Consider the following 18370-nt stretch of genomic DNA (forward strand, 5'->3'; position numbering starts at 1 on the left):
CGACGCCGTCAGAGGTCGTCGTCGTGCGCGTCCGCCGCCTCGACCTCTTCCCGGGTGACCCCGAGCAGGTACAGGACGGTGTCCAGGAAGGGGAAGTTCACCGCGGTGTGCGCGGCCTCACGGACGACGGGCTTGGCGTTGAAGGCGACGCCCAGACCCGCCGCGTTCAGCATGTCGAGGTCGTTGGCCCCGTCACCGATCGCCACGGTCTGCGCCAGCGGCACCCCCGCCTCGGCGGCGAACCGGCGCAGCAGCCGCGCCTTGCCCGCCCGGTCCACGATCTCTCCGACGACCTTGCCGGTCAGCTTCCCGTCGACGATTTCCAGGGTGTTGGCCTGCGCGAAGTCAAGGCCGAGCCGCTCCTTCAGATCGTCCGTGACCTGGGTGAAGCCGCCCGAGACGACGCCGACTTGGAAGCCGAGTCGTTTCAGCGTGCGGATCAGGGTGCGTGCGCCCGGAGTGAGCCGGACCTCGGCACGCACCTTGTCCACCACCGACGCGTCGAGCCCCTTCAGCAGCGCCACACGCGCGTGCAGCGACTGCTCGAAATCCAGCTCGCCGCGCATGGCCGCTGCCGTCACCTCGGCGACCTCCGCCTCGCAGCCGGCGTGCGCCGCGAACAGCTCGATGACCTCGTCCTGGATGAGCGTGGAGTCCACGTCCATGACGACCAGCCGCTGGGCCCGCCGGTGCAGACCGGCCGCGACGACGGCGACGTCGACACCCAGTGCCGCGGCGTCGGTCACCAGCGCGGTGCGCAGCGGCTCGGTCTCCACGCCGGACACGGCGAACTCGACCGCGGTCACGGGGTACTTGGCGAGCCGGAAGATACGGTCGATGTTGCCACCGGCGGCCGCGATGCGGGCGGCGATCGCGGCCGTGGCGTGGGCGGTGAGCGGATGGCCGAGAACGGTGACGAGGGAGCGGCCGAGGCCACGCGGGCGGTTGTCGCCGATGCCGGAGATGATCTCCGCCTGCATCTTCATCGACTCCGCCCAGGAGTGGACGGTGGCCCGCAGATCGCCCTCCAGGCCGGACGGGGGCACGGTCACCAGGGCGCACAGCACCATGCGGCCCCGGGTGACGACCTGCTCGATGTCGACGACGTCGACGTGGTAGGCGGCCAGGGTGTCGAACAGGCCCGCGGTCAGGCCGGGCCGGTCCTTGCCGAAGATCTTGACAAGGAGAGTAGGGGCGTCGGAGGTCTGCACAGCGCTCATGGTGCTTCCACCGTATCCGGCACCCCACGCGCACCGCCCGCCCGGTCCGCCCAGCGGACGGGGAACACTGCGTTGCCGGCAGATGGCGTCCTTGTTACCGGCCGCGAAAGCCCGGACCACCGGCGCGGCCGATGGGGACCTCAGCTCGTCAGCGCCGCCCGCGAGGCCGGTCGGGCGGCGGAGGCGATGGCGGCGGTGGAGGCGGGGGAGGCGGTGGGGGCGGCCACCGGTCGGAGGACGACGGAGCCCGCCGGGCCGGCCGCTGCGGCGGCTCGATCGGCCGGACCACGGTGGGCGCGCCGTAGACATCGGGGGGAGGGGACGGCATGGATCCCGAAGCGGAGCCGTCAGGGGTGCCGTCCGGCGGGGCATCTTCGGTGGGGGCACTCCCGCCCTGCGCGCCGTCACGCGGCGCGCTTCGAGGCGGCGCGGCTCCGGGCCCGGCGCTGCCCGGCCGCGCGTCCTGCGGCTCGCGCAGTCCTTCCGGCAGCCGCAGGTAGGGGTTCGTGTCCGGGTTGTGCGGGCGGTACGGCCTGCTCGGGGTGTAAGGGCCCGCCGACTGCGGGACCGGCGCGTACCGCGGGGGTGCCGGCGGACCCGCGACCCCCCGCGCGAGTGGCGCCGCCCGGCTCCCCGCAGCCCCGGTCCCGTACGCCAGCAGCGCCCCGACGGCCCCCGCTGCCGCGCCCCACACCGCACCCAGCAGCAGCGCCATGCCCAGCTGCCCGTGCAACGCGATGGCCGCGCCGAACGCGTCGAAACCGAGTACCGACAGCGAGGCGTCCACCGACACCTCCGCCAGCCGTACCAGCAGCGGCAGCGCCAGCGCCGTCACGATCCCGAGCCGCAGCGCACACCGCCCTGCGAAGCCGAGCGGACCCGTGTCCCGTACGACCGCACCGGACACACCGGGGTCGCCCGCTCCGTCCCGGGCTCGTACGAGTGGCGTACGCGCCGCCGTCAGCACGCCCGCGAAGAGCATCATGAGCGCGGCGGCGACGGTCAGCAGCCACACCCTGCCATCCAGATCGGCCAGGCGCCCCACCGTGACCCGCTGGTCCGTCCCCACGCTGAGCAGCCGGCCCAGCGGGTCGGGCAGCAACTTCACCAGTGCGCCGCCCGCCCTGCCGTCCCACGGCACGAACAGGCCGACCGCCGTGCCCAGCCATGTCCCGTTGGGTGCGCCGAGCAGGGCCGCTCCGGCGATCCGCGCCGGACGGTCGTCGCCGATCGCCGCGTACGCCGCGGCCGCGAGCCCGGCGACCACCGCCACCAGGAACACCGTGACGAGCGCGGACGCGGCCGGACGCACCACCCGGTGCACCGCCTCCCAGCCGCGTGGCAGCGGTGTACGCCGGGACGCGAGCAGCGCGATCACCAGGACACCGGCCGCCCATACGGCGCCCCCCAGCAGCGTGGGCGCCGTATCGACGGTGAAGCCGACCGCGGCCCGAGCCTGGATCAGGTCGCCGACCCGGTCCGGCAGCAGGCCCCCGACGTCGCCGAGGCCGGGGATGCTCAGGCCGTCGCTGCCGCCCCCGCCCGGCAGACCGTCGAGCCCGAGTGCGCCCCCGTCGATGGTGATGACGTCATGGCCGGCCCATGCCAGGCCGCCCAGCATCGCGACGAACAGCCCGACCACCGCGCCCGCGCGCACGAGGAGTTCGGACAGGCCGACCACAACTCCCGCCGCGCGCAAGGACCGCAGGAAGAACCAGCACAGCAGGAGCGCACCCACCAGGCTCACACCGAGTGGCGTGATATCGATGGCGGTGCTCGCTTCCGCGCCCTTCAGCCCGAACGCCGACACGTTGCCGGACGGTGTCACCGTCCCGTTCGCCCCAAGGGCCACCACCGCCGCGGTCATCGGCCCGAGCGATCCCGCCGCGTCCGCCCGCAGCAGATGAAGACCGAGCGCCGCCGTCCCCGCCATCCCGATCAACGCCCAGCTCACGGAGGCGATCGCGGACAGCAGGACGTCCGTCCACGGCAGCCTCCCACCGTCCCGCGCGGCCTCGATGCCCATGGTCAGCCCCCGATCCACGCCGCGGCAATCCACCGCGGATGTCCCCCCTCGCGTGGATTACCACTCTCCGACCGGGTTTCCGCCGCGTCAACGGCGCGCGTACCAGTGCGTCTACGCCCCTGTCGGCAGGCCCGAGTTTCGGTCAGAGGGCCGTGCCTGAAATAGTTCCCCACGATGTTCGACATCCCTAGACTCCCCGTGATGGGGGCAATTCGGGGGACAACTCACTGGGGCATGGAGTGCCTGAACTCGTACTGGAATTGAACGGACGCAGCTGGACGCTCGACGCGTCCAGGACGTACACCCTGGGACGTGATCCGCAGGGGGACATCGTGCTCGACGACGCCAGGGTCTCCTGGCGCCACGCCACGATCAGCTTCAACGGCCGCGGTTGGGTCATCGACGACCACGGCAGCACCAACGGCACGTTCGTGCAGGGGCAGCGGATCCACCAGGTGGAGATCGGCCCGGGCTCCGCCGTGCACCTGGGCAACCCGACGGACGGACCGCGCCTGACCCTGTCCGGCGCCCCGGCCGCCGTCGCCGCCCCGCAGGCCCGGCCCCAGCAGCAGCCGTACGCGGCCCAGGCCGCCGGCCCCGGCTGGGCCCAGCCGGCCGCTCCGCAGCCGCAGGCCCCGCAGCCCGCCTGGCAGCAGCCGCAGCAGGCGGCTGTGCAGATCCCGCAGCAGCAGGGTCCCGGTGGAGGCGCGGGGGCGCCGCCGGTCTACGGCGACCGCAGCCCGACCACGTTCCACCAGCTCGCCCTCGGCCGCGTGATGCGCATCGGCCGTGCGCTGGAGAACGACCTGGTGGTCTCCGACCTCCAGGTCTCCCGCCACCACGCCGAGTTCCACGCCACGCCCGACGGCCGCTTCGAGATCCGCGACCTGGGTTCGCACAACGGCACCTTCGTCAACGGTATGCCGATCGGCAAGGGCGGCTCGGCGCTGCTCGGCCCGAACGACATCGTCGGCGTCGGTCACTCGACGTTCCGTCTGGTCGGCGACCATCTCGAGGAGTTCGTCGACACCGGTGAGATCTCCTTCTCCGCCCGCCACCTCACCGTCACGGTCGACGGCGGCAAGCAGATCCTGAAGGACGTTTCCTTCGGCGTCCCGGAGAAGTCGCTCATCGCGGTCATCGGCCCGTCCGGCTCGGGCAAGTCGACGCTGCTGAAGGCGCTCACCGGCTACCGCCCCGCCAACGAGGGCGACGTCCTCTACGACAACCGGAACCTGTACAAGCAGTTCGCCGAGCTGCGCCAGCGCATCGGCCTGGTGCCGCAGGACGACATCCTGCACAAGGAGCTGAGCGTCAAGAAGGCCCTCAAGTACGCGGCCAAACTGCGTTTCCCGGCCGACACCACGGCCGCCGAGCGCGAGGCCCGCATCGACGAGGTGCTGCGCGAACTGAAGCTGGACGTCCACAAGGACAAGAAGGTCACCTCCCTCTCCGGCGGCCAGCGCAAGCGCGTCTCGGTGGCCCTGGAGCTGCTCACCAAGCCGTCGCTGATCTTCCTGGACGAGCCGACCTCCGGTCTCGACCCGGGCATGGACCGTGACGTGATGCAGCTGCTGCGCGGGCTCGCCGACGACGGCCGCACCGTCCTCGTGGTCACCCACTCGGTGGCCGAACTGGCCCTGTGCGACAAGCTGCTGGTGATGGCGCCGGGCGGTTCCGTCGCCTACTTCGGCCCTCCGGAGGAGGCGCTGAACTTCTTCGGCTACGCAACCTGGGCCGATGTGTTCTCCGCCTTCGAGAACTACCGCGACTACGACTGGGCGGGCCGTTGGAAGGGCTCGGAGCACTACCGGTTGTACGCCGCGGACATCGACGCCGTCGCCCCGCAGTCGGTGCACATGCCGCCGCCGCAGGCGATCAAGCCGGCCAAGCCACAGAGCTGGCTGTCCCAGCTCGCCACGCTGGTCCGGCGCTACGTCGCGGTCATCGCCTCCGACAAGGGCTTCCTGGCGCTGACGGTGATCCTCCCTGCGGTGCTCGGCGCGGTGAGCCTGCTCATCGACCACAACAGGGGCCTGCTGGTCAACCCGGTCAATCCCAGGACCGGCATCCACGTCCCGAACGGCACCGCCACCACGGTCCTGCTGATACTCGCGGTCGGCGCGTGCTTCGCGGGCGCCGCCAACTCCGTCCGTGAGCTGATCAAGGAACGGGTCATCTACGAGCGGGAACGCGCCACCGGCCTGTCCCGGTCCGCGTACCTGATGTCGAAGGTGTTCGTCCTCGGCGTCATCACCGTGCTGCAGGGCCTCATGGTCGGCCTGATCGGCTTCTCCAGCCGCGAGATCCCCGCACAGGGCGTCGTCCTCGGCAACGCCACGCTGTTCGAGCTGTGCCTGCCGATCATGGCGCTGGGTTTCAGCTCGATGATGTTCGGCCTGGTCATCTCCGCCCTGGTGAAGACCGCCGAGAAGACCATGCCGCTGCTGGTCATGTTCGCGATCATCCAGGTCGTCTTCACCGGCTGCCTCTTCACCCTGCACGGCACGCTCGGCGTCAACGAGTTCTCGTACCTGATGCCGTCCCGCTGGGCGGTCGCCGCCGCCGGTGCGACGCTGGACTTCAACAACATCGCGCCCAACACGGACGACCCGACCAGCACCGACCCGCTGTGGAACCACACGGCCGGGGCCTGGACCCTGGACATGATCGCCCTGATCGCCCTCGGTGTGGTCTGCGGCTTCCTCGTGGCCCGCTTCCTGCGCCGCCACGAGCCCGAGGTCATGCGTAAGTGACCGGCCCGTACGACGCGGGAAGGGCGGCACCCCTGCAGGGGTGCCGCCCTTCGGCTCCATGTGACCGTACGCGACGGTGCGACCGAGGTCCGCGCGGCCTCAGTACGCGCTGTTGACGTTGTCCATCGAGCCGTAACGGTGCGCCGCGTAGTTGGCGGCGGCGGTGATGTTGGCGACCGGGTCGTAGATGTTCCACGAGGTCCCGGGCACGTGGTAGGCGCGGAAGGTCGGGTCGATGACCTGGAGCAGCCCCTTGGAGGGGATGCCGTTGCGGGCGTTGATGTCCCAGTTGTTGATCGCCGTCGGGTTGCCGGACGACTCACGCATGATGTTGCGGTACAGGCCGTCGTACGAACCCGGGATGCCGTTCTGCCGCATGATGTCGAGGGACTGGTGGATCCAGCCGTCCAGGTTGTTGCCGTAGGTCTTCGCGGCGACCGGCTGCGCTGCGGGACGCTGCGCGGAGCGGTTCGCGGCCTGCTGCTGCGCCGGGCGCTGCTTGGCGGCCTGCTGGGCCTTGTGCTGGGCCTGCTTCTTGACGGCGTCCTGGGCGGCCTTCTGCTTCGCGGCGATGGCCTCGGCCTTCAGGCCCGCGGCGGCCATCTGGTCGGTGACGGCAACCTTGAGGGGCTTGACCGGCTGGTTGCCGACCGACACGGGGGCCGACGCGACGGTCGTCTCGTGCGCGGGAGTCTGCGCCTGGCTCGGAACGGCGGTGAACGCGAGGGCCGCGGCACCGAGCGTGGCCGTACCGGCGATGGCGAGCTTATGGGTCTGGGTGAGCGCACGAGCGCGACCGAGAATGTTCTTGGGCATTACTGATTGACCTCTTCGAATTGCGCGGAGGTCGCTCTGGCGCCGGCAGAAGAACGGGTGGTTCCAGCACAAGCGCCGCGGGTTCGAAACCGCGGCGCCGAGCGACGGAAGCAATTCTTAGCGGTCGCAAAATTGCTAGGCAAAGGTGTGACCTACTACCCGGATTAGTGGCCCGAGGAAGGGCAAAACGGGGCAGATCCACCGTCCTGCCCCGCTCACAAGCTCCTTCTTCCTCTCCTATGCTCCTTCGTACGTGACGTGGGTCCTATGCGCGGCCTCACATTCGGCCCGGCCCGGTCTCACAAAGAGTTGCTGGAGCAATGCACTGTGTGAGGGGGTTTCGGCGGCAGGATGAGATGGGCGTCACCGAATTCGTGCCACAGATACCGCCCGGCCAGCGCCTGCTCATATCCGTAATCGATCGCCTCCCGCCCCGCGACCGCCTCCAGCATCAGCAGATGGGAGGCCTCCGGCTCGTGCAGACCGGTCAGCAGCCCGTCGACCACCCGCACCCCGCGTTCCGGCGTCACCACCAGATCGGTCCAGCCCTCCCGCGCCCGTACGACACCGTCGCTGCCCACCGCCGACTCCACGGCCCGCACGGCCGTCGTTCCGACCGCGATCACCCGGCCGCCCACCCGTCCCCCACCACCGTCCTTCGAGGGAAGCGCCTCGCGCCTTGCCCGAATCGCCCTCACGGCGTTGATCAGCCACGCGGACGACTCCGGCACCGCGAAACGCTCCGGATACGGTGGCTCGTGCGCCTCCGCCGACGCCACCCCGGTGTGCAGGGTGATCGGTGCGAACTGCACGCCCCGGCTCACCAGCTCCGTCACCATCCGCGCGGTGAACGGCCGCGCCGCACTCGGCATCTCCGCGCTGCCCGCGCCATCGGCGGACGGCAGCGCGAACGCCGTCTGGTACGCGGCGAGCGGCTGGTCCCGGTCCGTATAGGAGTAGCGAATGGGCCTCCCGTGCCGGCCCAGCAGCCCGGACACGTCCGGATCCGACGGCCGGGCCCACCACAGGCGGCTGCTCCGCTCCGACAGGGGTTCCTCCAGCACCAGCCGTATGCCGTCCGGAAGACCCACCTCTGCTCCCGCCGGCCCTCCCGCACGCGCGCGCGTGGTTCCCTTTCCATCCGGATCCCGCAGCTCGACGGCCCACCGTCCGTCGTCCCCGCGCGTCGAGAAGTGCACCACCACGCGCGCGTGCCCGATCCGCCCGTCCACCGCGGCCGCCAGTGTCGGCGAGGTGTTCACGACGAGCAGGTCCCCGGCCCGCAGCAGCCCCGGCAGCTCCGTGAACGCGTGGTGCGCCACCTCGGTGCCCCGTGAGACCAGCAGCCGCACCGAGTCCCGGTCCCGGCCCGGGCCCCGCTGCTCGGCCGGAACCCGCGCCGACAGCTCCTCCGGGATCCTCAGCGCCGTCCTCACCGTGCCTCCAGCAGGGACGGCGCACCGTAGCGACCGCTCGCCGGACGCTCGTCCAGCAGCCGAAGGAACGCGGGCACCACGCTCTCCGGCGCAGGCCGTGGACCGACGTCGTCCGGTACGGCCGCCGCATACAGGTCCGTCGCCATGTCCCCCGGGTCCACCGCCCACACCCGAAGCCCCGGCTCCTCCGCGCCGAGCACCGCCGCCAGATGGTCCAGCGCCGCCTTGGACGCCCCGTACCCGCCCCACGTCTCGTACGCTTCGGCCGCCGCGTCCGAACTGACCGCGATCACCGTGCCCGTGTCCGACGCCCGCAGCAGCGGCAGCGCCTCCTGCGCCAGGCCCAGTGCGGCGACCACGTTCACTTCCAATGCCCGCCGCAGCCCGGCCAGGGCCAGCTCCTCCAGCCGTACCAGCGGCTCCGCGCCCAGCGCGCTCGCGTTGTGCACCAGCAGGTCGAGGCCGCCCAGCTTCCGGGCCGCCGCCACCAGGTCCGCACGGTGCGCGGCGTCCGTGACGTCCCCCGGCAGGGCCTCCACGCGTGTCCCGTATCCGGCGAGCGCCGCCGCCGTCTCCGCCAGGACGGGCGCGGTCCTGGCGTCCAGCACCAGATCCCAGCCGCGCCGCGCCAGCGCCGCGCCGAGCGCCCGCCCCAGCCCCTTCGAAGCCCCCGTGATGATCGCAACCGGCATGATGACCGTCCCCTGGTTCCGTGACCGCCGGTGATCGGCGGTGGCCTCACCGTAGGAACGGCATGTGCCCGGCCGCCTCGGACGCGGGCCGCAGAGAACCAGGGCCCTTGGCCCTAGGGCGGGCGGACCAGGCACGCCCGCCACCCGTCGGATACGCACCGTCACACCTCACCGGTACGGTGAGGTCATGAGCCATGGACCCCGGTCGGGCCTGTACGCGGTCAGCTCCGCGCTGCTGGCCATGAGCAGGCACCTGGAGGTGCGCGACGTCCTGAAGACGATCGTCGCCTCGGCCCGCGAACTGCTCGACGCCGAGTACGCGGCGCTCGGTGTCCCGGACGACCACGGGGGCTTCGCCCAGTTCGTGGTGGACGGCGTCTCCGACGAGCAGTGGAAGGCCATCGGCCCGCTCCCACGCCAGCACGGCATCCTGGCCGCGATGCTGCACGAGGCGAAGCCGGAGCGGCTCGCCGACGTCCGCAAGGACCACCGCTTCGAGGGCTGGCCGAGCGCCCACCCCGAGCTGTCCGACTTCCTGGGCCTGCCCATCCGCGACGGTGACGAGATCATCGGCGCGCTGTTCCTGGCCAACAAGCGGTGCTCGAAGCCGGAGGGAGGCTGTGGCTTCACCGAGGACGACGAGGAACTGCTGTCGATCCTCGCCCAGCACGCCGCGATCGCCCTCACCAACGCCCGGCTGTACGAGCGCAGCCGCGAGCTCACCATCGCCGAGGAGCGCTCCCGGCTGGCGCACGAACTGCACGACGCGGTCAGCCAGAAGCTCTTCTCCCTGCGCCTGACCGCCCAGGCGGCGGCCACCCTGGTCGACCGCGACCCCAGGCGGGCCAAGGGCGAGCTGCAGCAGGTGGCCGCGCTCGCCGCGGAGGCCGCCGACGAACTGCGCGCCGCCGTCGTCGAGTTGCGCCCGGCGGCCCTCGACGAGGACGGCCTGGTCGCCACCCTGCGCACCCAGGTCCAGGTCCTCGACCGCGCCCACACCGCGCGCGTGACCTTCTCCAGCCGTGACGTGCGTGCCCTGCCGGCCGCCCAGGAGGAGGCGCTGCTGCGCGTCGCCCAGGAGGCCCTGCACAACGCCCTGCGGCACTCCGGAGCCGAGCGGGTGGACGTCACCCTGGAGAAGCGCGGCCCGGGCGCCGTCCTGCGCGTCAGGGACGACGGCAGCGGGTTCGACCCTCGGGCGATACGCCGGGCGGGACGCCACCTCGGTCTCGTCTCCATGCGGGACCGGGCGAGCGGGGTCGGCGGCGAGCTGACCGTGGAATCGGAGCCCGGGAAGGGCACCACGATCGAGATGGAGGTCCCTGGTGGCTGACGCAATCAAGGTGCTGCTCGTCGACGACCACCAGGTGGTCCGCCGCGGACTGCGCACCTTCCTGGAGGTGCAGGACGACATCGAGGTCGTGGGAGAGGCCTCCGACGGCGCCGAGGGCGTCGCCCGCGCTCAGGAACTGCACCCGGACGTGATCCTCATGGACGTCAAGATGCCCGGCACGGACGGCATCGAGGCGCTGCGCAAGCTCCGCGAACTCGACAACCCCGCGCGCGTACTGATCGTCACCAGCTTCACCGAGCAGCGCACGGTGGTTCCCGCACTGCGCGCGGGGGCCGCCGGGTACGTGTACAAGGACGTCGACCCGGACGCGCTCGCCGGAGCGATCCGCTCGGTGCACGCGGGCCACATCCTCCTGCAGCCGGAGGTCGCGGGCGTGCTGCTCTCCCAGGAGGAGGCGGCCACGGGCCAGGGCAGAGCGGGATCACTCACCGAGCGCGAGCGCGAGGTGCTGGCACTGATCGCGGACGGCCGCTCGAACCGGGAGATCGCCCGTGCGCTGGTGCTGTCGGAGAAGACGGTCAAGACCCATGTGTCGAACATCCTGATGAAGCTCGACCTGGCGGACCGTACGCAGGCGGCGCTGTGGGCGGTACGGCACGGGGTGAACGGCTGAGGGTTCCCTTCCGGTCGGAGATTCATACTGTCGGGTGTATGTCCCCCGAGTGGCGCATCCTCGCCGGCTCCCAGGCGTTCTCCAGTGCGTGCTGCGGAGCTGCCGCAGTGATCGCAAGGAGGACTTGGAAGTGAAGAACCTGAAGAAGGCCGCAGCCGTGACGATGGTGGCCGGCGGCCTGCTCGCCGCCGGCACGGGCATGGCCTCCGCCCACTCGGCCCACGCCGACGGAAAGGCCGTGGGCTCCCCGGGCGTGATCTCGGGCAACGTCGTCCAGGCCCCGGTCCACATCCCGGTGAACGCGGTCGGCAACACGGTCAACGTGATCGGCGCCCTGAACCCCGCCTTCGGCAACCTGGGCCTCAACCACTGAGCTCCGCAGACCCCGCGTGCACCTCCGCCTCCCGGCCACACCCGGGAGGCTTCGGGCACATCTGCGGCCGGGGCGAGGCGCGATCAGCCCGTCTGGGGGTACCCCCTGCTCGAAGAGCTTGAAGGAGTTCGAGGACGAGGCCGTTCAGGCCGACGCGGGGGTCTGAGGGCGGAGCCCCCGGGGACGCCCACATCGCCGGGCAACCACGCACCCGGCGCTCACCCCCGCTCCCGCTGCTCCACTACGGAGTTGTACGCCGCGACCTGCGCCCGCCGAGCCGTTCGCTCCACCGGCCGCAGCACATGCGCCCGCGCCGCCATCTCCGATGCGCTCACCGCCCCGCCGTGCCCGTTCTCGTACGCCAGCGACAGCAGCAAAGCCACCCGCTGGGCCAACTCCAGCACCCGCACCGCCCGCGGCGGATACCCCGGCGCCAGCACCTCACGCCCCCGCTCGGCCCGCGCCCGGTACGCGTCGATCGCCGCCTCAGCCACCGGCCCCGACCCCGCCACATCCAGCCGCGACAGCACCTCCGTCGCCTCACGCAGCGCCTCCGCCAGCTCCCGCTCGGCCTCCCCGAGCGACGGCACATCGGCGGGCGGCGCCTCGCGCACGGGCAGACAGTGCCAGACAACCTCCACGTGCACATCGCCCTCCGGCCCCGCCTCGGCCACCGAGGGCACCAGCCCGATCGCGGCCCCGTAGCAGACCACCGCCTCCTCGGCCTCCAGCGCCCGCGCGTTGAACTCCGGCGGCCCGCTCAGCCCCAGCGGATGCCCCGGCGCGGGCAACGCCACCCGCAGCCCGGTCACCCCGAGCGTGCGCAGCCGCCCCAGCGCGAGCGTGAGACCGACGGGCACAGACTCACCCGGCAGCCCTTCCACCCGGTGCACCGCATCCTCCCCGACGATGGCGGACGCGGCGTCGTCCGGCGAAACAAGTCCGGCCAAAAGGGCATTTCCCCATGCGGCCAGCCGTCCTGAACGTGGTTCCGAGAGCATGCCCCCACCCTAAGGAGCCGACCTATGGAATAGGCCGGGCGGCCGGTGGCGTAGATTTCGTGGGGGCTGCGCCCACCGGCGTGGCGGACCACGCCCACAGGCGTACGCGAGAGCCGACACAGGCCACACTGCAAGGGGAGACAACGCGCTCATGAGCGATGTTCTGGAGCTTCAGGACGTATCCGTGGTCCGCGAGGGCCGGGCTCTGGTGGACCAGGTCTCCTGGTCGGTCAAGGAGGGCGAGCGCTGGGTCATCCTCGGCCCCAACGGCGCCGGCAAGACCACCCTTCTGAACGTCGCCTCCAGCTACCTCTACCCCAGCAAGGGCACCGCCACCATCCTCGGCGAGACCCTCGGCAAGCCCGGCACCGACGTCTTCGAACTGCGCCCCCGCATCGGCATGGCCGGCATCGCCATGGCCGACAAGCTCCCCAAGCGCCAGACCGTCCTGCAGACCGTGCTCACCGCCGCGTACGGCATGACGGCCGGCTGGCAGGAGGAGTACGAGGACGTCGACGAGCAGCGCGCCCGCGCCTTCCTCGACCGCCTCGGCATGAGCGAGTACCTCGACCGCAAGTTCGGCACCCTCTCCGAGGGCGAGCGCAAGCGCACCCTCATCGCCCGCGCCCTGATGTCCGACCCCGAGCTGCTGCTCCTCGACGAGCCCGCCGCCGGCCTCGACCTCGGCGGCCGCGAGGACCTCGTACGCCGCCTCGGCCGCCTGGCTCGCGACCCGATCGCCCCCTCCATGATCATGGTCACCCACCACGTCGAGGAGATCGCCCCCGGCTTCACCCACGTCCTGATGATCCGCCAGGGCAAGGTGCTCGCCGCCGGCCCGCTCGAACTCGAGCTGACCTCGCGCAACCTCTCCCTCTGCTTCGGCCTCCCGCTCGTCGTCGAGCAGGTCGGCGAGCGCTGGACGGCCCACGGCCTGCCCCTGTCCTGACCCGCGCAAACCTCGGTAAGAAGCCGTCTGCGGCGCACTCTGCGCCCTGTCCGCGACCGTACCGGCGGCCCTACCATGACCGTGTGGACATCGACGCGTGGGTGTGGTGGCTGATCGGCGCGGCGGCGCTGGGCATCGGACTCGTGATCACCGCGATGCCGGAGCTCGGGATGCTCGCGGTGGGCGCCGTCGCGGCGGCCGTGGTCGGTGGCCTCGGCGGCGGCGCGGTCTTCCAGGTCGCTGTGTTCGCCGTCGTCTCGGTCGCGCTCATCGCCGTGGTACGGCCCATCGCGGCCCGGCACAGCGCCCAGCGACCCCAACTCGCCACCGGCATCGAGGCCTTGAAGGGCAGACAGGCCGTCGTCCTCGAGCGCGTCGACGCGAGTGGCGGCCGTATCAAGCTCGCCGGTGAGGTCTGGTCGGCCCGACCGCTCGACAGCGAACTCGCCTATGAGGTGGGCCAGGAAGTCGACGTCGTGGACATCGACGGGGCCACGGCGATCATCATGTGACCGCCAAGGACGCAACTGCGCCGAACAGCCCACGAGGTACGCGACGGTCTGTCACACTCGACCAGCAAGATCTTCAACAACCGTAAGATCCCACAGGCGCCGAGGCGGAGAAGGAAGCAGGGAATCACGATGGGACCGGTCGTCATCGTCCTGATCATTCTGGTGGTGTTGGTCTTCATCGCCCTGATCAAGACGATCCAGGTCATCCCCCAGGCGAGCGCGGCCATCGTCGAGCGCTTCGGCCGCTACACACGGACGTTGAACGCGGGCCTGAACATCGTAGTCCCGTTCATCGACTCCATCCGCAACCGCATCGACCTGCGCGAACAGGTCGTACCGTTCCCCCCGCAGCCGGTGATCACCCAGGACAACCTGGTCGTGAACATCGACACCGTCATCTACTACCAGGTGACCGACGCCCGGGCCGCCACCTACGAGGTCGCCAGCTACATCCAGGCCATCGAACAGCTCACCGTCACCACCCTGCGCAACATCATCGGTGGCATGGACCTCGAGCGCACCCTGACCTCCCGCGAGGAGATCAACGCGGCTCTGCGCGGCGTCCTCGACGAGGCCACCGGCAAGTGGGGCATCCGCGTCAACCGCGTCGAGCTGAAGGCCATCGAGCCCCCGACCTCCATCCAGGACTCGATGGAGAAGCAGATGCGCGCCGACCGCGACAAGCGCGCCGCGATCCTCACCGCGGAAGGTACGCGCCAGGCCGCCATCCTCACCGCGGAGGGCGAGAAGCAGTCCGCGATCCTCAAGGCCGAGGGTGAGGCCAAGGCCGCCGCCCTGCGCGCCGAGGGCGAGGCCCAGGCCGTGCGCACGGTCTTCGAGGCCATCCACGCCGGCGACCCGGACCAGAAGCTGCTCTCCTACCAGTACCTGCAGATGCTCCCGAAGATCGCCGAAGGCGACGCCAACAAGCTCTGGATCGTTCCCAGCGAGATCGGCGACGCCCTCAAGGGACTGTCCGGCGCCATGGGCAACTTCGGCCCCCTGGCAGGCGGTTCCGGTGGCAACGGGGGTTCCTCCGGCTCCTCTTCCACCAACGGTGGCACGGGCACCGAGCGCCGGGAGAAGCCGTCCATCGACTGACCAGCCCCGCAAACGAGCCCTCATACGAGTCGGGGCCCGCCTTCCTCGGAAGGCGGGCCCCGACTCACCTACGGACTACGCCGCGCTCTGCGCCAGCCACTCCGGCAGCGACTCGAAGTCGTCCTGTCCGAGCGCCAGCAACATCGCGTCCGCCGGCGTCGGCTCGAACGGCTGCCGCAGCAGCGTCATCCCGGCCTCCTCCGGAGTCCGGTCGGCCTTGCGGTGATTGTCCTCGGCACACGCGGCGACCGTGTTCAGCCAGGTGTCCCCGCCACCCTGCGACCGCGGCACCACGTGGTCCACAGTCGTCGCCCGCCTCCCGCAGTACGCGCACCTGTGCCGGTCCCGTACCAGGACACCCCGCCTCGACCACGGGGCTTGTCTTCGAAACGGCACCCGTACGTATCTGCAGAGCCTGATGACCCGGGGCGCCGGTATGTCCACATCGGCGCCCCGCATACGGAGTTCGGGGTGGGCCTGCTCGACGACGGCCTTGGCCTGCAGCACCAGAACGACGGCTCGGTTCAGCGTCACCGTCGACAGCGGCTCGAAGCTCGCGTTCAGCACCAGCGTGTCACGCATCCAGCCCACCTCCCGTGTGCACCTGCCCACCCCGTGGCGGGCTGGATCAACTCTGGCCGGGCACGCCGAGATGGACAACGCAATAAAAAATGCCCGCCTCTGATCACTTCCAAGACCAGAGGCGGGCAAACGTTCAATGAACGTCAGTTTTACGGGCTCTACGTCAGCCCGCGGCCGGATTCTCGTACTCGCCGATGAGCTGCGCGCGCGCCAGCGTGTGGAACCGCAGGTTGAAGCCGACCACGGCGGGAGAGGCGTCCGAGTCCGGACCGAGCTTCTCCCGGTCCACGGCGTACACCGTGAACACATACCGGTGCGGCCCGTCCCCGGGCGGCGGCGCGGCACCGCCGAAGTCCTTCGTCCCGTAGTCGTTGCGCGCGTGCACCGCGCCCTCGGGCAGTCCCTCGAACTTCCCGCCGCCCGCACCCGCCGGCAGCTCGGTGACCGAGGCGGGGATGTCGAACAGAACCCAGTGCCAGAACCCGCTCCCCGTCGGGGCGTCCGGGTCGTAGCAGGTCACAGCGAAGCTCTTGGTCTCCGACGGGAAGCCTTCCCAGCGCAGCTGAGGCGAGGTGTTCCCGGCCGAGTGGACCTGGGCCTCCTTGAGCCGGGCGCCCGGCTCGACATCCTCGCTCGTCACCGTGAACGAGGGCACGGGCGGAAGGAAGTCATGCGGCAACGGCGGCCTCTTGCGCTCCGTCACGTCGGTACCTCCAAGTCAGTGGATCAACTGATTCCAGTTCCGAGCCTAGAACCAGCTGCGCTTGCTTCCGACCTCTGACAGCCACTGATGGAGGTACGCTGCCCAGTCGGTCCCCTGGAAGTCGTTCAGACCGACCTTGAAGGCCCGGTACGAGTCGCTGCCCTCACTGAACAGCCCCGGCTTCTTGTCCATCTCCAGGATGACGTCCATCTCGTACGCGTCGGCGACGAAGCTCAACTCGACCTGGTTAAGACCGCGGTACTGCGACGGCGGGAAGAACTCGATCTCCTGGTAGAAGGGCAGCGTCTGCCGTGTGCCTTGGATGTGCCCGCGCTCCATGTCCGCGTTCTTGAAGCGGAAGCCCAGCTGGATGAACGCGTCCAGGACCGCCTTCTGCGCGGGCAGCGGATGCACGTTGATCGGGTCGAGATCGGTGGAGTCCACGGCCCGCGCGATCTCCAGCTCGGTCGTCACCCCGATGTGCATTCCACGCAGCGCCTGCCCGTCGATCATGGTGATCGGAGTCTCCCAGGGAATCTCCAGCCCGAACCGCACGGCGTGCACAGCCCCCGCCCGGAGCTCGAAGGCACCACCGAGCCGCACCTTCGTGAACTCGATGTTCTGTCGGTACTCCTCGTCGCCGCTCTCCACCTCGACCTTGGCCTGCAGACCGACGTTCAGGCCCTCGATCGCCTGGTCGACTGACCCGCCCTGGATCCGCACCTCGCCCTGGACGACACCGCCCGGCACGACATTGCCCTCGGTCAGCACCGTCTCGACCGACGCCCCGCCGGCTCCCAGGCTCGCGAGCAGCCGCTTGAACCCCATGAAACCTTCCCTCCCGGGCCACGTTTGTCCCGCAGCCCCATAGCCCGTGGATCCGTCCCATCCGCGGACGACATCCGATCCGTAGATCCGTGGACACTCGATGCGGCCAGGAACCGGTTCCGCGCCCTCACCCTCGCAACCCTTCCAAGGACGAGGACTCTCGACCACCCTTGGGCACACACCCGTCTGGACTACGCTCGTACGCCATGATCGCGACCCCCGACCGTACGCCCCTCCCCAGGGAGTTCTTCGACCGGCCCGTACTCCAGGTCGCGCCGGACCTCCTGGGGCGCATCCTCGTCCGCACCACACCGGACGGTCCGATCGCGGTCCGCCTCACGGAGGTCGAGGCGTACGACGGCCCGAACGACCCCGGCTCCCACGCGTATCGCGGCCGCACACCCCGCAACGACGTGATGTTCGGTCCCCCCGGCCATGTGTACGTCTACTTCACCTACGGCATGTGGCACTGCATGAACCTGGTGTGCGGTCCGGTCGGCAGGGCGAGTGCCGTGCTGCTCCGCGCCGGCGAGATCATCGAGGGCGCCGAGCTCGCCCGGAAGCGCCGACTCCCGGCCCGAAATGACAAAGAACTAGCCAAAGGTCCAGCTCGTCTGGCCACGGCCCTGGGTGTGGACCGCGCCCTCGACGGCACGGACGCCTGTGCCACGGGCGAGACAGCACTGCGCATCCTGACCGGCGCGCCGGTGCCCTCTGACCAGGTACGAAGCGGCCCGCGCACCGGCGTCGCCGGCGACGGAGCCGTCCATCCGTGGCGCTTCTGGATCGCCAACGACCCCACAGTGAGCCCCTATCGGGCGCATACGCCCCGGCGGCGCCGAAGTTGACGCGCCCCTGGAGGATGCGTAATGTAGCCCGAGCCGCTGGAACGGTTACGGCGTTCAGCCAGCAGCCGAGGCGGCCACCCCACTACCTAGGACTCCCTCTCAGAGGGCGGATTTCGGCGTGCCCGCATGCCCGGAATTCGAACTCGGAGAACTCGATTATGAGTGGCGACGGGAATCGGCTAACGTAGTGAATGTCGAAAGGCCGGGGCCGAAAGCCCGGGTCCACGGCAATCCCGCCGGCCGGGAATCGGATCGAGAGAAGATCTGATAGAGTCGGAAACACCGAAGGGAAGCGCCCGGAGGAAAGCCGAGAGAGTGAGTCTCTCCGGTGAGTACGAAGGAAGCGTCCGTTCCTTGAGAACTCAACAGCGTGCCAAAAGTCAACGCCAGATATGTTGATACCCCGTCTCCAGCGTCTGCTGGGGCGAGGTTCCTTTGAAATAACACAGCGAGGACGCTGTGAATCTTCCGATTATTCCTCGGGAGGTTCCGCTCTCGTGGTGTTCGCCCCGATCACGGGGAAGCATTCACGGAGAGTTTGATCCTGGCTCAGGACGAAC

General features: G+C 70.4%; 17 protein-coding genes. 8 read left to right on the forward strand and 9 right to left on the reverse strand.

Annotated features, from left to right (window positions below; all coding sequences use genetic code 11):
- Window positions 1–8: 8 nt before the first annotated feature.
- On the reverse strand, window positions 9–1220 hold the full coding sequence (gene serB, locus ACFYZJ_RS06075) for a phosphoserine phosphatase SerB (RefSeq protein ID WP_388563312.1): 1212 nt from the start codon (window positions 1218–1220) through the stop codon (window positions 9–11).
- Window positions 1221–1368: 148 nt separating this feature from the next.
- Entirely contained in the window at window positions 1369–3246 is a 1878-nt protein-coding gene (locus ACFYZJ_RS06080; protein ID WP_388563401.1) for a streptophobe family protein, read from the reverse strand.
- A 239-nt stretch (window positions 3247–3485) separates the two neighbouring features.
- Here ACFYZJ_RS06080 and ACFYZJ_RS06085 point away from each other — a divergent pair, with 239 nt between their 5' ends.
- Window positions 3486–6002, forward strand: coding sequence for an FHA domain-containing protein (locus ACFYZJ_RS06085; RefSeq protein ID WP_388563314.1), 2517 nt, complete (start codon window positions 3486–3488; stop codon window positions 6000–6002).
- Window positions 6003–6101: 99 nt separating this feature from the next.
- Here the strand turns inward: ACFYZJ_RS06085 and ACFYZJ_RS06090 are convergent, their stop codons facing one another.
- The 3 genes from ACFYZJ_RS06090 to ACFYZJ_RS06100 form a co-directional block, all read right to left on the reverse strand.
- A complete protein-coding gene (locus tag ACFYZJ_RS06090) occupies window positions 6102–6818 on the reverse strand; it encodes a transglycosylase SLT domain-containing protein (RefSeq protein WP_388563316.1) in 717 nt (238 codons plus the stop codon).
- Between the two features lie 299 nt (window positions 6819–7117).
- A complete protein-coding gene (locus tag ACFYZJ_RS06095) occupies window positions 7118–8254 on the reverse strand; it encodes an S-adenosylmethionine:tRNA ribosyltransferase-isomerase (RefSeq protein WP_388563318.1) in 1137 nt (378 codons plus the stop codon).
- Window positions 8251–8946: an SDR family NAD(P)-dependent oxidoreductase gene (locus ACFYZJ_RS06100; RefSeq protein ID WP_388563320.1), complete on the reverse strand. Its 696-nt coding sequence runs from the start codon at window positions 8944–8946 to the stop codon at window positions 8251–8253. Before ACFYZJ_RS06100 ends, ACFYZJ_RS06095 begins: the two co-directional genes overlap by 4 nt.
- Before the next feature lie 187 nt (window positions 8947–9133).
- Here ACFYZJ_RS06100 and ACFYZJ_RS06105 point away from each other — a divergent pair, with 187 nt between their 5' ends.
- The 3 genes from ACFYZJ_RS06105 to ACFYZJ_RS06115 all read left to right on the forward strand — a co-directional run bounded on the left by ACFYZJ_RS06105 (window position 9134) and on the right by ACFYZJ_RS06115 (window position 11286).
- On the forward strand, window positions 9134–10279 hold the full coding sequence (locus ACFYZJ_RS06105; protein ID WP_388563322.1) for a GAF domain-containing sensor histidine kinase: 1146 nt from the start codon (window positions 9134–9136) through the stop codon (window positions 10277–10279).
- Window positions 10272–10913 (forward strand): response regulator, encoded by a 642-nt coding sequence (locus ACFYZJ_RS06110; protein ID WP_388563324.1) that lies wholly within the window; start codon window positions 10272–10274, stop codon window positions 10911–10913. Before ACFYZJ_RS06105 ends, ACFYZJ_RS06110 begins: the two co-directional genes overlap by 8 nt.
- A gap of 130 nt (window positions 10914–11043) precedes the next feature.
- Entirely contained in the window at window positions 11044–11286 is a 243-nt protein-coding gene (locus ACFYZJ_RS06115) for a chaplin (RefSeq protein ID WP_388563326.1), read from the forward strand.
- 218 nt (window positions 11287–11504) lie between these two features.
- On the opposite strand, the gene ACFYZJ_RS06120 is transcribed toward ACFYZJ_RS06115, so the two are convergent.
- Window positions 11505–12287 carry a hypothetical protein gene (locus tag ACFYZJ_RS06120; protein ID WP_388563328.1) on the reverse strand — a complete coding sequence of 261 codons (783 nt, stop codon included), beginning with the start codon at window positions 12285–12287 and terminating at the stop codon, window positions 11505–11507.
- A gap of 151 nt (window positions 12288–12438) precedes the next feature.
- On the opposite strand from ACFYZJ_RS06120, the gene ACFYZJ_RS06125 reads away from it, so the two are divergent.
- The 3 genes from ACFYZJ_RS06125 (at window position 12439) to ACFYZJ_RS06135 (ending at window position 14849) form a co-directional block, all read left to right on the forward strand.
- Window positions 12439–13236, forward strand: coding sequence for an ABC transporter ATP-binding protein (locus ACFYZJ_RS06125; protein WP_388563330.1), 798 nt, complete (start codon window positions 12439–12441; stop codon window positions 13234–13236).
- An 83-nt stretch (window positions 13237–13319) separates the two neighbouring features.
- The gene (locus tag ACFYZJ_RS06130; protein WP_388563332.1) at window positions 13320–13748 is read left to right on the forward strand and encodes an NfeD family protein; all 429 of its coding nucleotides are present in this window, start codon (window positions 13320–13322) and stop codon (window positions 13746–13748) included.
- Window positions 13749–13877: 129 nt separating this feature from the next.
- On the forward strand, window positions 13878–14849 hold the full coding sequence (locus tag ACFYZJ_RS06135) for an SPFH domain-containing protein (RefSeq protein WP_388563334.1): 972 nt from the start codon (window positions 13878–13880) through the stop codon (window positions 14847–14849).
- Between the two features lie 75 nt (window positions 14850–14924).
- On the opposite strand, the gene ACFYZJ_RS06140 is transcribed toward ACFYZJ_RS06135, so the two are convergent.
- From ACFYZJ_RS06140 to ACFYZJ_RS06150, 3 genes are all read right to left on the reverse strand, one after another.
- Window positions 14925–15431: an HNH endonuclease gene (locus ACFYZJ_RS06140; RefSeq protein ID WP_388563336.1), complete on the reverse strand. Its 507-nt coding sequence runs from the start codon at window positions 15429–15431 to the stop codon at window positions 14925–14927.
- A gap of 163 nt (window positions 15432–15594) precedes the next feature.
- Window positions 15595–16134: a YbhB/YbcL family Raf kinase inhibitor-like protein gene (locus ACFYZJ_RS06145; protein WP_388563337.1), complete on the reverse strand. Its 540-nt coding sequence runs from the start codon at window positions 16132–16134 to the stop codon at window positions 15595–15597.
- A 45-nt stretch (window positions 16135–16179) separates the two neighbouring features.
- On the reverse strand, window positions 16180–16962 hold the full coding sequence (locus tag ACFYZJ_RS06150) for a sporulation protein (protein ID WP_388563339.1): 783 nt from the start codon (window positions 16960–16962) through the stop codon (window positions 16180–16182).
- A 206-nt stretch (window positions 16963–17168) separates the two neighbouring features.
- On the opposite strand from ACFYZJ_RS06150, the gene ACFYZJ_RS06155 reads away from it, so the two are divergent.
- A complete protein-coding gene (locus ACFYZJ_RS06155) occupies window positions 17169–17810 on the forward strand; it encodes a DNA-3-methyladenine glycosylase (protein WP_388563341.1) in 642 nt (213 codons plus the stop codon).
- The last annotated feature ends 560 nt before the right edge of the window (window positions 17811–18370 follow it).

It is taken from the genome of Streptomyces sp. NPDC001848, from assembly GCF_042891915.1.
In the GTDB taxonomy this organism is placed as follows: domain Bacteria; phylum Actinomycetota; class Actinomycetes; order Streptomycetales; family Streptomycetaceae; genus Streptomyces.

Bases quoted from the DNA above. Each gene is read 5' to 3' on its own strand.
- serB (WP_388563312.1), bottom strand. From the start codon at position 1,220: ATGAGCGCTGTGCAGACCTCCGACGCCCCTACTCTCCTTGTCAAGATC.
- ACFYZJ_RS06080 (WP_388563401.1), bottom strand. From the start codon at position 3,246: ATGGGCATCGAGGCCGCGCGGGACGGTGGGAGGCTGCCGTGGACGGAC.
- ACFYZJ_RS06090 (WP_388563316.1), bottom strand. From the start codon at position 6,818: ATGCCCAAGAACATTCTCGGTCGCGCTCGTGCGCTCACCCAGACCCAT.
- ACFYZJ_RS06100 (WP_388563320.1), bottom strand. From the start codon at position 8,946: ATGCCGGTTGCGATCATCACGGGGGCTTCGAAGGGGCTGGGGCGGGCG.
- ACFYZJ_RS06105 (WP_388563322.1), top strand. From the start codon at position 9,134: ATGAGCCATGGACCCCGGTCGGGCCTGTACGCGGTCAGCTCCGCGCTG.
- ACFYZJ_RS06120 (WP_388563328.1), bottom strand. From the start codon at position 12,287: ATGCTCTCGGAACCACGTTCAGGACGGCTGGCCGCATGGGGAAATGCC.
- ACFYZJ_RS06125 (WP_388563330.1), top strand. From the start codon at position 12,439: ATGAGCGATGTTCTGGAGCTTCAGGACGTATCCGTGGTCCGCGAGGGC.
- ACFYZJ_RS06135 (WP_388563334.1), top strand. From the start codon at position 13,878: ATGGGACCGGTCGTCATCGTCCTGATCATTCTGGTGGTGTTGGTCTTC.
- ACFYZJ_RS06140 (WP_388563336.1), bottom strand. From the start codon at position 15,431: ATGCGTGACACGCTGGTGCTGAACGCGAGCTTCGAGCCGCTGTCGACG.
- ACFYZJ_RS06150 (WP_388563339.1), bottom strand. From the start codon at position 16,962: ATGGGGTTCAAGCGGCTGCTCGCGAGCCTGGGAGCCGGCGGGGCGTCG.
- ACFYZJ_RS06155 (WP_388563341.1), top strand. From the start codon at position 17,169: ATGATCGCGACCCCCGACCGTACGCCCCTCCCCAGGGAGTTCTTCGAC.